Annotated in this window: 17 protein-coding genes; 13 read left to right on the top strand and 4 right to left on the bottom strand. The window is 34.8% G+C overall.

The window, feature by feature from the left end; genetic code table 11:
• The first annotated feature begins 53 nt into the window (after nt 1–53).
• Genes EGI24_RS21510 through EGI24_RS21500 form a run of 3 tightly spaced genes read left to right on the top strand, consistent with a single transcriptional unit; the run spans nt 54 to nt 2,171 of the window.
• Nucleotides 54–608 (top strand): RNA polymerase sigma factor, encoded by a 555-nt coding sequence (locus EGI24_RS21510; RefSeq protein ID WP_255050703.1) that lies wholly within the window; start codon nt 54–56, stop codon nt 606–608.
• Nucleotides 605–1,117 carry a hypothetical protein gene (locus tag EGI24_RS21505; protein WP_255050702.1) on the top strand — a complete coding sequence of 171 codons (513 nt, stop codon included), beginning with the start codon at nt 605–607 and terminating at the stop codon, nt 1,115–1,117. Before EGI24_RS21510 ends, EGI24_RS21505 begins: the two co-directional genes overlap by 4 nt.
• Nucleotides 1,104–2,171 (top strand): hypothetical protein, encoded by a 1,068-nt coding sequence (locus tag EGI24_RS21500; RefSeq protein ID WP_255050701.1) that lies wholly within the window; start codon nt 1,104–1,106, stop codon nt 2,169–2,171. The genes EGI24_RS21505 and EGI24_RS21500 overlap by 14 nt, the downstream gene beginning before the upstream one ends.
• 9 nt (nt 2,172–2,180) lie before the next feature.
• Here the strand turns inward: EGI24_RS21500 and EGI24_RS21495 are convergent, their stop codons facing one another.
• Together EGI24_RS21495 and EGI24_RS21490 are read right to left on the bottom strand one after the other, a co-directional pair.
• Nucleotides 2,181–2,549 carry a CoA-binding protein gene (locus EGI24_RS21495; RefSeq protein WP_255050700.1) on the bottom strand — a complete coding sequence of 123 codons (369 nt, stop codon included), beginning with the start codon at nt 2,547–2,549 and terminating at the stop codon, nt 2,181–2,183.
• A 4-nt stretch (nt 2,550–2,553) separates the two neighbouring features.
• Entirely contained in the window at nt 2,554–3,789 is a 1,236-nt protein-coding gene (locus EGI24_RS21490) for a M20/M25/M40 family metallo-hydrolase (protein WP_255050699.1), read from the bottom strand.
• 82 nt (nt 3,790–3,871) lie between these two features.
• Between EGI24_RS21490 and EGI24_RS21485 the strand changes: the two genes are divergently transcribed.
• Genes EGI24_RS21485 through coaE form a run of 3 tightly spaced genes read left to right on the top strand, consistent with a single transcriptional unit; the run spans nt 3,872 to nt 5,786 of the window.
• Nucleotides 3,872–4,216, top strand: a complete 345-nt coding sequence (locus EGI24_RS21485) for a YbaB/EbfC family nucleoid-associated protein (protein ID WP_255050698.1) — start codon at nt 3,872–3,874, stop codon at nt 4,214–4,216.
• Nucleotides 4,217–4,218: 2 nt separating this feature from the next.
• Nucleotides 4,219–5,223, top strand: a complete 1,005-nt coding sequence (locus EGI24_RS21480) for a glycosyltransferase family 2 protein (RefSeq protein ID WP_255050697.1) — start codon at nt 4,219–4,221, stop codon at nt 5,221–5,223.
• A complete protein-coding gene (gene coaE / locus EGI24_RS21475; protein ID WP_255050696.1) occupies nt 5,211–5,786 on the top strand; it encodes a dephospho-CoA kinase in 576 nt (191 codons plus the stop codon). Before EGI24_RS21480 ends, coaE begins: the two co-directional genes overlap by 13 nt.
• Here coaE and dnaA read toward each other — a convergent pair.
• Nucleotides 5,776–7,197: a chromosomal replication initiator protein DnaA gene (dnaA, locus tag EGI24_RS21470; protein WP_255050695.1), complete on the bottom strand. Its 1,422-nt coding sequence runs from the start codon at nt 7,195–7,197 to the stop codon at nt 5,776–5,778. The genes coaE and dnaA overlap by 11 nt on opposite strands.
• 689 nt (nt 7,198–7,886) lie before the next feature.
• On the opposite strand from dnaA, the gene atpB reads away from it, so the two are divergent.
• The 6 genes from atpB to EGI24_RS21440 all read left to right on the top strand — a co-directional run bounded on the left by atpB (nt 7,887) and on the right by EGI24_RS21440 (nt 11,692).
• Complete coding sequence (gene atpB / locus EGI24_RS21465; protein ID WP_255050694.1) at nt 7,887–8,924, top strand: F0F1 ATP synthase subunit A; 1,038 nt, start codon at nt 7,887–7,889, stop codon at nt 8,922–8,924.
• Between the two features lie 84 nt (nt 8,925–9,008).
• Nucleotides 9,009–9,275, top strand: coding sequence for an ATP synthase F0 subunit C (atpE, locus tag EGI24_RS21460; RefSeq protein ID WP_255050693.1), 267 nt, complete (start codon nt 9,009–9,011; stop codon nt 9,273–9,275).
• A 103-nt stretch (nt 9,276–9,378) separates the two neighbouring features.
• The gene (gene atpF, locus EGI24_RS21455) at nt 9,379–9,891 is read left to right on the top strand and encodes a F0F1 ATP synthase subunit B (RefSeq protein ID WP_255050692.1); all 513 of its coding nucleotides are present in this window, start codon (nt 9,379–9,381) and stop codon (nt 9,889–9,891) included.
• 42 nt (nt 9,892–9,933) lie between these two features.
• Nucleotides 9,934–10,467 (top strand): ATP synthase F1 subunit delta, encoded by a 534-nt coding sequence (gene atpH, locus EGI24_RS21450; RefSeq protein ID WP_255050691.1) that lies wholly within the window; start codon nt 9,934–9,936, stop codon nt 10,465–10,467.
• Between the two features lie 546 nt (nt 10,468–11,013).
• Nucleotides 11,014–11,409 (top strand): hypothetical protein, encoded by a 396-nt coding sequence (locus EGI24_RS21445; protein ID WP_255050690.1) that lies wholly within the window; start codon nt 11,014–11,016, stop codon nt 11,407–11,409.
• Between the two features lies 1 nt (nt 11,410).
• A complete protein-coding gene (locus tag EGI24_RS21440) occupies nt 11,411–11,692 on the top strand; it encodes a hypothetical protein (protein ID WP_255050689.1) in 282 nt (93 codons plus the stop codon).
• Here EGI24_RS21440 and EGI24_RS21435 read toward each other — a convergent pair whose 3' ends face one another.
• A complete protein-coding gene (locus EGI24_RS21435) occupies nt 11,693–12,268 on the bottom strand; it encodes a thymidine kinase (protein WP_255050688.1) in 576 nt (191 codons plus the stop codon). It abuts the gene before it with no gap.
• Nucleotides 12,269–12,366: 98 nt separating this feature from the next.
• Between EGI24_RS21435 and EGI24_RS21430 the strand changes: the two genes are divergently transcribed.
• Nucleotides 12,367–13,506: a hypothetical protein gene (locus EGI24_RS21430; protein WP_255050687.1), complete on the top strand. Its 1,140-nt coding sequence runs from the start codon at nt 12,367–12,369 to the stop codon at nt 13,504–13,506.
• Nucleotides 13,507–13,534 lie beyond the last annotated feature (28 nt).

Raw genomic sequence — 13,534 nt, 5'->3', positions numbered from 1 at the left:
GAAACTTGCAACTTTTCTATTTTGCGGTCATCTTTAAACGAAACAATCCTAGTTTGAGTCACGAATATATAAAAGATAAGACAACTGAGCTCGTGGAGCTTTGCAAGGTGGGCAATCCTGTGGCTCAGCGTGAGATTTATAATTTATATATAAAAGCCATGTTTAATACGGCTTTGCGGATAGTAGGGGACAGGGAAGAGGCTGAAGATGTGATTCAAGAGTCGTTTTTGGACGGATTTCTAAAAATAGGAATGTTTAGGGGCGATGCTACTTTTGGAGCCTGGTTAAAATCTATTGTAGTAAATAAGTCTATTGCAAAACTAAGAAGCCGAAAAGTAGTTCTAGAAGAAATAGACGACAAGTTGGAGGCAACCTTCGGAGATGAAGACGAAGATGATTTTGAGGAGAAAATGGAGACCATTGAAAAAGTAAAAAAGGCCATGAGTAGTTTACCAAATGGATTTAAATTGGTGCTAAATCTATATTTGTTTGAGGGTTACGATCACCAAGAAATAGGTAGTATTTTAGGAATTAGCGAGGTGACTTCTAGGAGTCAATATATAAGAGGGAAGTCAAAACTGTTGGAACTTTTAAAAGTAACACAATGAAATTAGAAGAGTTTATAAATAGAAACAGAGAGAAGTTTGAGGAGGAAGTATCTCCAAACTTATGGGCAAAATTAGAAAAGAAATTGCCCCAAAAACCTAAACCAACAATTTGGCTTAACAGTAAAATTTTGAGAATAGCTGCTGGCATAATTATTTGTTTGGGTGTAGGGTTTTGGTTTGGAAAATATTCCAAAGAAGAAGTTTTTGCTTCGAAACAAGATAAAATGATCAACTCAGAACCTACATTAGTCACTTACACCGAAGCTGTTAGTGAGAAAAAGAAAAACTTGGAGGACTTGATTGAGAAAAATCCAGAACTGCAAAAAGCATTTTTAGGTGACTTGTCAGACTTACAGAAAAACTTTGAATATCTGAAGTCTCAGCTGCCACATAATCCTAATCACGACCAATTATTTGAGGCCATGGTACAAAACCTTAAATGGCAGATTGAACTGCTCAACCAACAGACCGCCATTGCCGTAGATGTTAACAAACATGAAATACTTTAAGATGAAAGCCTATATTAGTTATTTAATTATCAGTATAACGTGTTTCGGTTTTGCCGATGCCCACGAAAGTCCTTTAATTGAAAAAAGGAAAGAGTTTAATTTTAATTATTCTTCCACTGGGATTGAAAGACTGGAAATTGTAAACCAGTTTGGAGATGTTAAAGTGTATTTTTCTAACCAAAAAAGCATTAGCGTAAATGTGCAAGTTACGGCCAATGCACCTACTTCAGGTCAGTTAGAAGAATTCATAGAATCCATAAATGTAAGCGGTACACGAAGCCATGATTTAATAAAAGTCTTTACCTCCATTAAAAAAGAAAACTATAACATGAATTCTTGGAATAAAGACAAAAAATCAAGTTTCAAAATTGATTATGACATTTACATTCCTAAAAACTTAGAATTGGTAATTTCCAATAGTTTTGGAGAAGTTGTTCTTCCTGACTTTTCTGCACCATTGACTTTAAATCTAAATTATTGTACCCTTCAGGCAGCCAAAATCTCCAATCCATACTCCAAAATAAACTTGAATTATGGCATAGCCAACATAAAAGCCTTACATGGCGGAGATATTAATTCAAACTTCACAGCAGTGAATATGGGAGAAATGCGAAATGTTAACATGAAAAATAATCATGGAAGCCTGAAAGCCAAGTATTTAGAGGATATAGAAGGTGTCATGAACTACTCAGGTGGAGTCTTTGGCAATATCAAAGAAGCGGTTAAATTGAATGTCAATTTCTCTAAAAACTTCACCATTGAAAACATTGATGAAAAAGTGAAAAAGCTGGAAATTTTCTCAAATTATTCGAACATCGATCTACCAATAAGCCAAAAATTCAACGGCGTTTTCGATATAAAAACCTCTAATGGTAGTTTTTGGGTTGATCCTGCCTTAATGGTCCACTTTTTCAAGAATTCTGAAGCGGATGGTAAAAAGAATGGTTTCAAGCCGAAAACATCAAATTCCTACCAAGGTAAAATAGGTACAACTACGAACACCGAAACCAAGATATTGATTATCTCTAACTTCGGTGACGTGAAAATAAAATAGGCACTATTCTTAGTACTGCCCAGTTCCTAACATCACAAGCGTGCAGGCTTCCAGTACTTCTGTTCCTTGGGCTTCGAGTTTTGTTTCTAATTCAAAATTCTCAGCTCCTGGATTAAAAATGACTCTTTTAGGTTTCATTTTTAATAGGAAATCCTCGTATTGTTGTTGATTTTTCTCGCTTAAATATACGGTTACCGTATCGATGTCTTTATCTATATCCTCTATTTTGGTTTTGATATTTACGCCGCCTACCTCGCCTTCACTTTGTCCGAATAGTTCAATGGAATGTCCTTTCTGAAGCAATCTTTCAGCAGCCATTAAAGCATATCTTCCAGGTTTTGTGGTAGCCCCAAGCACCAATGTTTTTTTGTTGTGCATTTTTTTAAAATGTTAAGCTTAAAGTTAATATTTCTCCTTTTCTGTTTACAATCACAGGTACGGTTTGACCTTTTTCAAATTTACCTAAAGCCGCCATATAACCATAAACGTCCTTTATGTCGTGTTCGCCTATTTTAGTAATAATATCTCCAGCTTTTAGCCCAGCTTTTTCTCCCGGTCTACCTTCAGATGCTCCGTCTAATTTTAGACCTACTCCATCAAATGAATAATCAGGAATTACACCCATAGTTACTTTGAAAGTACTTTTTGTGGCTGCTGAATGCGGGTTAGAAGTTTTCTTAAAATCAATTTTTGGACTTGCATTCAGTTTTTCAACCATCTTTTTGATATAATCTAAAAGCAATGCTTCTCCCTCATAATTAATCAAATTGGCGTCATCAGTTGGTTTATGATATTCTTGATGTGCCCCCGTAAACAAAAATAATACTGGAATATCCTTCAAATAAAACGAAGTGTGGTCTGATGGCCCTATTCCAGCTGAGTCTAGCGTATGTTTGATATTCATTTCTGAGGCCAATTTGGAGGCGTTTGCTTCCCAAAACTTACTTGTGCCAATTCCTCCAATACTCACGCCTTTGTCTTCTCTGTATCTGCCAATCATGTCCAGATTTACCATGCAATTGATGTTTTTTAAATCAAATGTTGCATTGTCTAAAAGATATTTTGAACCCATCAAGCCTAGCTCTTCCCCAGAAAAAGCCAAAAAGATAAAATTGTAATTTTCTGTGACCTTATTTTTTGCATAAAATCTGGCCAATTCTATCATTCCGGCTACGCCTGATGCATTATCGTCTGCTCCATTGTGAACCTGCCCATTGGAGTTCGCCATCAAAGAACTGCCTTGGTCGCCCATTCCAAGGTGGTCATAATGGGCACCAATGATGATAGATTCTGTCTTTCCGTTGTCTACCCAACCTAAAATATTGTTGGCATTTACTTGGGTAATATTTGGTGGAATTCCTTTTTTCGCAGCAAATAATTGTCTGTAATTGCCATTTTCCCCTAATGGTTTCAATCCTATTTTTTTGAACTGACCGATGATGTAATCGCCAGCCTTGGTTTCGGCAGGAGTGCCTGTTCCTCTTCCTTCTAGTTCGTCAGAGGCCAAATATGCAATGTGTTTTTTGAGGTTTTTAGTTTGAGCAGTAACTTGAAAAGAAACCAAAAGTAGAAATGCTAAATATTTCATAAAAGATGAAGCTTGTATTCTGTAAGACATATTTTTTGTTTGAAAGGTTAAATTTAATGAAATCCAAGAATTTATTTGGTATATATCTTATTTTTGCAAAAAAGAAAAGCTTATGTCGATGTTAGATATGATGGGAATGATGGGCAAAGTAAAGGATATGCAAGCCAAAATGCTTGAAGCCCAAGAAAAATTAGGTGAAATTGTAACAGAAGCCGAGTCGGGTGGGGGAATGGTAAAGGTTACTGTAAATGGTAAAAAAGAGCTATTGAATATCGAAATTGAGCCTGAATTGCTGAGTCCAACTGATGCCAAAATGGTGCAAGACTTAATCGTAGCTGCAGCCAATAAAGCTCTGGCTGATATTGACGAAAAAGTAAAAACCGAAATGAGCAAAGTAACCGAAGGCATGATGCCAAAAATTCCAGGCTTCGATTTAGGAAATATTTTCAATAAGTAGTTTTGAAAGATACCGCAGTTGTCATTCTCAATTATAATGGTGCTGGATTTCTTGAGCAATTCTTGCCTAAAGTTATTGAAAACAGCCCCGAGGCTGATGTCATAGTAATAGACAATGCCTCCACAGATAATTCGCTTAGTTTTTTAAGTAGCCATTGCCCGCAGATACAAGTCATTTGCAACAAGAAGAATTATGGATTTGCGGGAGGATACAACCATGGTTTGGCTCAAATTTTCAATGAAAATTTTGTTCTGCTCAACTCCGATGTGGAAGTTACACCCAATTGGCTAGTTCCCATATTGAATAGAGCTGCCGAAAATCCTAATCTTGCGGCCATTCAGCCAAAGATTTTAGATTATAATAAAAGAGACCATTTTGAATATGCCGGAGCTGGGGGAGGTTTTTTAGATAAGTATGGTTATGCCTTTTGTAGAGGAAGAGTTTTCGACACCTTAGAAAAAGACCGCGGTCAATATCAAACTCCTACGGATATTTTTTGGGCTACAGGTGCCTGTTTTTTTGTTAAGGCCAAGGTTTTTAAAGAATTAGGCGGATTTGATGAGCGTTTTTTCGCTCATATGGAAGAAATTGACCTCTGTTGGCGAATTCATAATGCTGGTTTCACTATTCAATACGAACCCAATTCTACAGTTTACCACGTTGGTGGAGGTACACTGAACAAAACCAATCCATTAAAAACTTACCTCAATTTTAGAAATAACTTGGCTATGTTGTTTAAAAACTTGCCAAGACATAAACTTTTCCCCATAATCTTCCTCAGGTTGATTTTAGATGGAATTTCGTCCTTGAAATTCCTAAAAGAGGGTAATGTGCAAGATTTTATTGCTGTAGCAAAAGCTCATTTTGGTTTTTACGCCATGATTCCGTATTTGACCAAAAAACGCAAGGGTTCTTATGGAGCTTTAAAAAAACTCAGTAATTTTTCGATAGTTTGGAGATATTTTGCAAAAAAACAAAAAACTTATTCTGAAATATGCTCAAAGTAGGCATTACCGGTGGTATAGGTTCGGGAAAAAGTTTGGTTGCCAAGCTGTTTTCCGTGTTGGGAATACCAGTTTATGCGTCTGATCAAAGAGCAAAATGGCTAATAGAGAATAATGCTGTAATAATTTCTGAAATAAAGGAAATACTTGGTGAAGAAGCATATAGTTTAGAAGGTAAGTATAATAAGGTTTTTGTCTCCAAAGCAGTGTTTCAAAATGAAGAATTGTTAAAAAAGCTCAACCAGATTGTTCATCCCAGGGTCAGGCAAGATTTCGAAGATTGGGTGCTGGTGCAAAATGTTCCGTTCGTAATAAAAGAAGCGGCGATCATGAACCGAAATGCTGGCCTTGATAAGATTATTGTGGTTAATAGCCCAAAAGATTTAAGGATAAAAAGACTTTTGAAAAGAGATTCACACCGAGATAAATCAGAAATTGAAAAGGTAATATCCAATCAGAAAACAGAGCAAGAATTCCTGGAAATGGCTGATTTTGTAATAAATAATGATGAAAATAGTCTGTTAATTCCTCAAGTTTTGGAAATTAATAAGAAACTTACTTCTTAAAACCGTCCTTAAGTTCCTTCACATGTCCTGCAACATCTCTATCGAAGTCTATCAGGTCATTTACAGTCTGAATGGCATGTATCACTGTGCTGTGGTCTCTTCCACCAAAATGATAACCAATGGCTTTTAGCGAAAGTGTCGTGAATTCTTTGGCCAAATACATCGCTATTTGTCTCGGCAAAACAACCTCTCTTAGTCTGGTTTTACCTTTGATATCAGTGACTTTTATTCTAAAATAATCGGTCACTACCTCAATAATTTTATCAATCGAAATCACCTTTTGATTTTCTTCTACTATACTTTTCACCCTAAACTTGGCCATGTCCAAATTTATTTTCCTACGGGTTAGCGACGAATCAGCAATAAGTGAAATTACAACACCTTCTAATTCTCTAACATTAGAATCTATGCAGTGAGCCAAATACTCTATTACTTCTTCATCCATTACGGCATTTTCTTCTTCTACCTTATTTTGAATAATGGCTATTCTCGTTTCAAGGTCAGGAGCTTGAATATCTGCTGTCAAACCCCATTTAAATCTCGAAAGTAATCTATCCTCCATGCCCGACAATTCTCTTGGAGGTCTATCAGAAGTCATCACTATTTGCTTACCAGTTTGGTGCAAGTGATTAAATATATGGAAGAAAGTTTCTTGTGTTTTTTCTTTTCCTGACAAAAACTGCACGTCGTCCAAGATTAAAACATCCACTCTCATATAGAAAGCCATAAAATCCTGTAGGCTGTTTTCCCTAATGGCGTTGATAAACTGGCTAGTGAACTTCTCAGAAGATACATAAAGTACAATTTTAGTATTTTCTGATTGTTTCTCTATGTAGTTGCCTATTGCTTGTACTAAGTGCGTTTTACCCAAACCCACACCACCATAAATCATCAATGGATTAAAAGAGGTCGTACTTGGCTTTTGTGCAACTGCAAAACTGGCGGCTCTTGCCAAACGATTGCAGTCACCTTCCACAAAGTTTTCGAAACCGTAACTTTTATTTAAGAATGACTCAATTTGTTTTTCATTAAATGCTTTGAGGTCGAAAGGATTTTTTTGCGTCGGAGCAGCTGCTGGAGGAGCAGACTGGGCTTTGTGTTGATGATTCCCATTTGTGGGATTTGACGCTGGTTTCGGAGCACCACGGTCTATTATAATGGTATATTCCAATTGGCCGTCTTTGCCAATGGCATAGTCCAAAGCTTTTCTAAGGATTTTTACATAATTGTCTTCGAGCCATTCATAGAAAAACTGACTTGGCACCTGAATAATAAGACGCTTGTTAATTAATTTATAAGGAATGATAGGTTCAAACCAAGTTTTATAGCTCTGCTCAGTCACATTCTCACGTATTACGGCGAGGCAGTCACGCCAAACTTGTGTTACATCGTTTTGAACCTTGGTTTCCAAATTCTATTTAATTAACTTTTTTAATCGTTTATTTTTGGGGCTACAAATGTAGAAAAAAAAAGTAAGGCAAATTGATTTATTTTTCTCAAAAAGTCAGCATCTTGGTTTAGTACAAAACAATTGAACCCTCTTGCTTATTTTTTTAAATAGGTTCTTTAAAAAATTAAATTTAAAAATTTCATATTCAATCTCTCCGCATGATTAGTTTTGTACTTTGGTTTATTGAAAGAAAATCAATATAAAATTTGGTTATTTTTCATTTTATAAATTTTAAAATGCACTTCTATGATTTTTAAAAAATATGCTTTGAGTATCATTTTATTTATTGTACTATTTTTAGTTAAACTTTCTCCATGGCAGCATTTTTTACATTCTAAAATATGGGTCATCTTTGCTTTTTTTGTAGCACTAGATTTTCTTATAAAAATGTTAGTTGAGCAAGGAATGGCCAACAAACGAGAAAATTTTGTTCAATTTTACCTCGCATCGGTAGTTTTAAGGTTTATTTTGCTTTTGGTTTTTATTGGATTTGGATTGTACATGTACAAGGAAAACCAGAATCTGTTCGTCGTTAATGTTTTTGTATTATATTTATTTTTTACAATTTTTGAAATTTCAACTTTACTTAGTAAATTGCGTCGTTTTTGAAAACAGCATATATTAAAACAGCGTTCATTAAAGTACTACATATGTTTAAATACATTTATTCCTTAGTTTTTTGTATTGTTTTAGGCATTTCGCCTGCTATTTCGCAGCACACTGATGAGCATGCACCCGCTCCTGCGGCTTCGCATGAAGAAGAGACTTTTGATATTGGTGGTATGATTATGCACCACATAGCTGATGAACACGGTTGGGAATTTACACATGGCGTAAAACTTCCTTTGCCTATAATTCTCTACACAGCAGACAGAGGTTTGGAAATGTTTTCTTCTAGTAAATTGGACCATGGTCAAGTTTACAACGACTACAAAAACGAGCATGAGCATATCGTTAGATTAAATGCAGACGGAACAGTGAACGAGACAGTTCATCCTATGGATTTCTCTATTACCAAAAATGTAGCAACCTTGATGTTGGGTGCTATAATATTAATATTGATATTTACCTCAGTTTCTAGAGGTTATGTAAAAAATAAAGGTAAAGCTCCAAAAGGCATTCAGTCATTCCTTGAGCCCTTAATAGTTTACATGAGAGATGAGGTAGTGAAACCATCCATCGGTAAAAACTACGGAAAATATTTTCCTTATTTATTGACCTTATTTTTCTTCATATTTATTAATAACCTTTTAGGCTTATTGCCAGGCGGTGCGAACCTCACAGGTAACATTGCGATCACATTGGTATTAGCAGTTATTACTTTTTTGATTACCAATCTAAGTGCAAATAAATATTACTGGAAACACATTCTATTGCCAGATACACCGAAATGGATGTGGTTTATTATGATTCCAGTGGAAATTGTAGGTGTGTTGATGAAGCCACTTTCATTGATGATTCGACTTTTCGCCAACATCACTGCGGGTCACATCATTATGTTGAGTTTATTTGGTTTGATTTTCATTTTCAAAAGTTGGGCAGTTGCACCAGCAATTAGTATATTCGCTTTGTTCATGAGTGCTATAGAATTACTTGTGGCGTTTTTGCAAGCTTTTATATTTACCTTACTTACATCGATGTATATCGGAAGTGCCATAGAAGAGCACCACGCAGAAGAACATCACTGATAAAAATATTCCTCTTTATTCCCCTATAAAGAGGTCAATTACAAATCATCTTCTGAGGGGAGGAGAAAATAAAAAAATAAAATTATGTCTTTATTGAACATTATTTTACAAGCAGTAGCAGACGGTAAAGGTCTTGCTGTTATGGGTGCAGGTATTGGAGCAGGTTTAGCTGCCATTGGTGCTGGTCTTGGTATCGGTAGAATCGGTGGAAGTGCTATGGAAGGTGTTGCACGTCAACCAGAAGCAGCTGGAAAAATCCAGTCAATGATGATCATCATCGCTGCCTTGATCGAGGCTGTGGCTCTATTTGCTGCTGTAATTTGTCTTTTGATCTCTTTCAAAATGGCTTAAGCCGTTTTAAAGAAATCTTAAATTCCCAACATTATTCACATTAGGTGTTAATGTTGGGAAGTTTTAAAGTATTAAAATTTTTAATTTTATAATTGTTTACAAAATGATTTTATTAGAAGGTAATTCATTGTTGAATCCGAGTCCAGGTCTTATTTTTTGGCAATTGGTGGTATTTGGTCTTTTAGTTTTTATTCTCTGGAAGTTTGCGTGGAAAGGTATTCTTTCTGCTTTAAAAGAAAGAGAAGGAGACATAGAAGGAGCTTTGCGTATGGCAGAGGAAACAAGGGCAGAAATGGCCAAATTGAAGTCTGATAACGACAAGCTTGTTGCTGAAGCTAAAAGAGAAAGAGACCTAATTATCAAAGAAGCTAAAGAAGCGGCTGATAAAATGGTGGCTGAAGCCAAAGACAGAGCTGTTGAGCAAGGAAACAAAATAATGGAAGATGCTCGTGAAGTGATGACCCAAGAAAGGGTTAAAATGATGAGCCAAATAAAGAAAGACGTAGCTTCTTTATCGATAGAGATTGCTGAAAAAGTAATCCGTAAAGAACTTTCAGACAAGGCAACTCAACAATCGTTTGTGAGTGAACTTGTTGCAGATGCAAAATTGAATTAATACCTCGGTCAAATAATTGATTGAAAATTTTTTAATAAAAGTATGTCAGAATCAATAGTTGCCTATCGTTATGCTAAAGCCTTGATAGATTTAGCGAATCAGCAAGGTGTGGTAAATGAAGTAAACAAAGACATGTTGTTTTTTGAAACAATATGTGAAGAGAACCCTAGTTTTGTGGCTGTTATGGCCAATCCGATTGTGCGACACGACAAGAAATTAGGTATTTTGAAAAAGATATTTGAAAATAATGTCAACAGCGTGACTTTCTCAATTTTTAGCGTCTTAACTAAAAAGAACCGAGAGAAACTAATTTATCCAATCGCGAAAGAATTTCAAAAATTGTATAATTTACAAACAGGGGTTCAAATAGTGGAAATTTCATCGTCAGTGGCTTTAACAGATGCTCAAAAAGCTCAATTTAGCAAATTGGTATCTGAAGCTATTAACAAGCAAGTGAAGATTCAGGAGAGTGTTGATGAAAGCTTGATTGGTGGTTATGTTTTGAAAGTTGGAGATACTCAAATTGATACTTCAGTTAAAAAGAAACTTAACGAATTGAAATTAGCACTAGCTTAAAAAAGAATTAGTTTTCATGGCTATAAAGTTGAGAAAGGCCTCCGTTATTTCGGAGGTTTTTTCTGTTTAAGGGGGTTCTGATTTTAAATATTGGTATTTTTTTTTTACCCGATATTATTTTCTCTATTCTGATAATATTATATAAATACATGGAGCTTATCTCTTTTATCACTTCTTGAATTTTTCTTGTCTATAGTATCCCAAATAATATTTTTGCAGTTAGGTTTTGCTTTAAGAAAATGTGTTTTTAGGGCAAGAATTGTTACTGAAGTGTTAATTCTTCTAATATTTCATAAAATTATCAAAATAATGAAAATATTTTTTTTTGAAAATTCAATTTAGACTTTGGGTAAGAAATGGAATAAATTCACTTTTCTTTCAATTCGAACAAAAAATGATATCTCTTTTTCTCGAAAAAGGGAAAAATAATGTGATTTTTATCTAATTTTTCACCAATTAGGTCAATTTTGGATATTTGGTAGAATAAAAAATCTTTTCTTGTTTTGTCCAAGTCATTTTGACTGTACAACAAAAAAAGATAAAATAATGAGACACATAGGAGCTAATTTGTACGTAAACAACGACACCGTTGAAATAATCGATTATTTAGTAGATAATAATCTTTTGCCAAAACCAGTTCAAAAAACTTTTGCAGTTATCAACCAACAAGGCATGGATTTAGACTTAGTAATGTTTAATCCAGATGCGGATGAGAATAAGTTTCTTCACTACAAATTTGTGGATTTTGCTTCCAATTCTGATGCTTTGAAATATTTGATTTCAATGTTTAGGAACCTAGCCACAGAGAATTATAACGTTTATACACCAGCACAGAAAAAACTGGAAGAGTTCTTGTATATGTTGCCAACCTACAGAGCACTTTTTGGCTACAAGTATAACGAGGATAATGAATTGTATCAACAAAAAAATTACGAATATTAAAATGAACTCAGGTTTCTTAATCAAAATCGCCATAGAGCTTTTGTTCGTTCTTTTTATTTCTATAAGTGCCTTTGGGCAGAGTTTTAATCCTTTAGAGGAAGATAGGAATTATAAGACAGGTAAAAGTGGGAAAATTAAAAAGTCAAATTTGACTTTTAAGAAAGTAAGCATGAGAATTGCTAAAAATTACAAACAGCCCGTTAAATTAGATAGCGTAGAGGCTTATCCATTGGTACTGCCAGGACGGCAGTCGCTTAGAAATAGAAATTATAAGAATAAATAATTAGTTTTCTTGGAAACAAGTACGGCATCTAGCTTCGTAGATGTCGTGCTCGCCCAAGAGTATTAAATTTTCTGCATCGGTTTTTCGATACGAGAAATGAGCGATATCTCCACATTTAACACAAATTGCGTGTACTTTTGTTACATATTCTGCAATCGCCAACAATTGAGGCATGGGACCAAACGGTAGGCCTTTAGAATCCATATCCAAGCCAGCTAATATTACTCTTTTGCCTTGAAAGGAAAGTATGTTGCAAACGTCTATTATAGATTGATCCAAAAACTGAGCCTCATCTATACCCACTACGTCACAAGTACCACTTAAAAGCAATATCTCTTCGGCAGTATTAACAGGAGTAGACCTGATGGTATTTTGATTATGAGAAACAATATCATTTTCATCATACCTAATATCGATTTTTGGTTTGAATATTTCTACATTCAGTTTAGCTATTTGAGCCCTTTTGAGTCTCCTAATCAATTCCTCTGTTTTACCAGAAAACATAGAGCCTGTAATTACTTCTATCCAGCCACTTTTGGTATCCTTTGCTATGCCTCTTTTGGGTTCAATGAACATATTTTGATTAATTTTACGTTTATGTTTAAAATGGCAAAGCATTTGCATAAGACCTAGTGTACCATTTCAAATAGATTACAAAAAAACAGAATTATCCGATGACCAACAAATGGAATGAGGCCGAAATAAAAAATACTTCTCAGGGATTTGCCGAAGTAGTTTGTGAAGAGTACTTTAAGTCAAAAGAAAATATTAATGGAAGTGAAATCATAAATCTGACAGAAGTAAAACAGCTTAATCTTTTTATCCTTAAAGAGCTATTTGAAAAATGGCAGAAAGAGGTGACCAATCTCAAAAGTCCATATTTTGATTATTCAGAGCCAGAGGTTCAAAAAGCATTGGATGATTTCATGAATATTCTTTCGAGGCATATTTCAATAGGCAAGGAACATTTTAGGAGTGTACTTGAAAGTGCTGTAAAAAGAACTATTTTTCTATTTTCTGACCCCAAATCTTTTTTTGTAGAGCAGATGAGAAATCTTCCTGAGTTTAAACTCACAGAGGATTGGTTGACCAAAAATGGGAAGTTTTTTAAAGATTACAACTGGGTTTTGAGAGATTTACTGAGTAAATTAAACGGAGTTAACTTTATTTATTCGAACGAAGCAATTGATTTCATAAATCAATTTTTTGATGGAAATCAAATGGAAGATCACGCTGCAGAACTATCTGATATATCGAAAATTGCAGGGGTAAACCAATCAATGACCAATGGAAATCCATTACAGTCATTTTTTGATAGCATTGAAGAATACAAACTTTCCAAGCCTCAATTGGTATCCAGAGAAGAGGTTGTTCATCGTCCTGTGGTAGAGGTAGTCCAACAAAAGGATGAACCTATAACGGAAATGAGGCTAACTCAGGTACAGGAAAAAATAGAAACGGTAATGATAAAGGATCCTGTTACGAAAACCATAGAAAAAGAGACTACCGTAACTTTGCATGAATCCATGCAGATGACGTCTGACAACAGTTCGCTATCGGATTTTCACCAAAAAAGAAAGATTGACTCTATCAAAGGAAACATTTCATTGAACCAGAAGTTTTTGTTTATCAATAATTTATTTGGGTCTGATTCTAATGTTTTTAATGGGGCTATTGAAGAATTAGAAAACTGCAGCAATTTCTCTGAAGCTAAGGAACAAATGATTAAGAAATATCTGCCTAAATATAAATGGGATTTGAACAGTCCAGAGGCTGAAGAGTTTTTCGATATTTTGAAAAGAAGATTTAATTAAAAAAAAAAGGCTTTCAAATATTTGAAAG

It is taken from the genome of Lacihabitans sp. CS3-21, from assembly GCF_024343675.1.
Taxonomy (GTDB): domain Bacteria; phylum Bacteroidota; class Bacteroidia; order Cytophagales; family Spirosomataceae; genus Leadbetterella.
The sequence above is the reverse complement of the archived record's forward strand: the minus strand, read 5'-3'. Positions and strand labels throughout refer to the sequence as shown.

Excerpts from the sequence above, each read along its gene's own strand:
- EGI24_RS21505 (WP_255050702.1), top strand. The coding sequence starts at position 605 with ATGAAATTAGAAGAGTTTATAAATAGAAACAGAGAGAAGTTTGAGGAG.
- EGI24_RS21500 (WP_255050701.1), top strand. The coding sequence starts at position 1,104 with ATGAAATACTTTAAGATGAAAGCCTATATTAGTTATTTAATTATCAGT.
- EGI24_RS21495 (WP_255050700.1), bottom strand. The coding sequence starts at position 2,549 with ATGCACAACAAAAAAACATTGGTGCTTGGGGCTACCACAAAACCTGGA.
- EGI24_RS21490 (WP_255050699.1), bottom strand. The coding sequence starts at position 3,789 with ATGTCTTACAGAATACAAGCTTCATCTTTTATGAAATATTTAGCATTT.
- EGI24_RS21485 (WP_255050698.1), top strand. The coding sequence starts at position 3,872 with ATGTCGATGTTAGATATGATGGGAATGATGGGCAAAGTAAAGGATATG.
- coaE (WP_255050696.1), top strand. The coding sequence starts at position 5,211 with ATGCTCAAAGTAGGCATTACCGGTGGTATAGGTTCGGGAAAAAGTTTG.
- atpB (WP_255050694.1), top strand. The coding sequence starts at position 7,887 with ATGTTTAAATACATTTATTCCTTAGTTTTTTGTATTGTTTTAGGCATT.
- atpE (WP_255050693.1), top strand. The coding sequence starts at position 9,009 with ATGTCTTTATTGAACATTATTTTACAAGCAGTAGCAGACGGTAAAGGT.
- atpF (WP_255050692.1), top strand. The coding sequence starts at position 9,379 with ATGATTTTATTAGAAGGTAATTCATTGTTGAATCCGAGTCCAGGTCTT.
- atpH (WP_255050691.1), top strand. The coding sequence starts at position 9,934 with ATGTCAGAATCAATAGTTGCCTATCGTTATGCTAAAGCCTTGATAGAT.
- EGI24_RS21445 (WP_255050690.1), top strand. The coding sequence starts at position 11,014 with ATGAGACACATAGGAGCTAATTTGTACGTAAACAACGACACCGTTGAA.
- EGI24_RS21440 (WP_255050689.1), top strand. The coding sequence starts at position 11,411 with ATGAACTCAGGTTTCTTAATCAAAATCGCCATAGAGCTTTTGTTCGTT.
- EGI24_RS21435 (WP_255050688.1), bottom strand. The coding sequence starts at position 12,268 with ATGTTCATTGAACCCAAAAGAGGCATAGCAAAGGATACCAAAAGTGGC.
- EGI24_RS21430 (WP_255050687.1), top strand. The coding sequence starts at position 12,367 with ATGACCAACAAATGGAATGAGGCCGAAATAAAAAATACTTCTCAGGGA.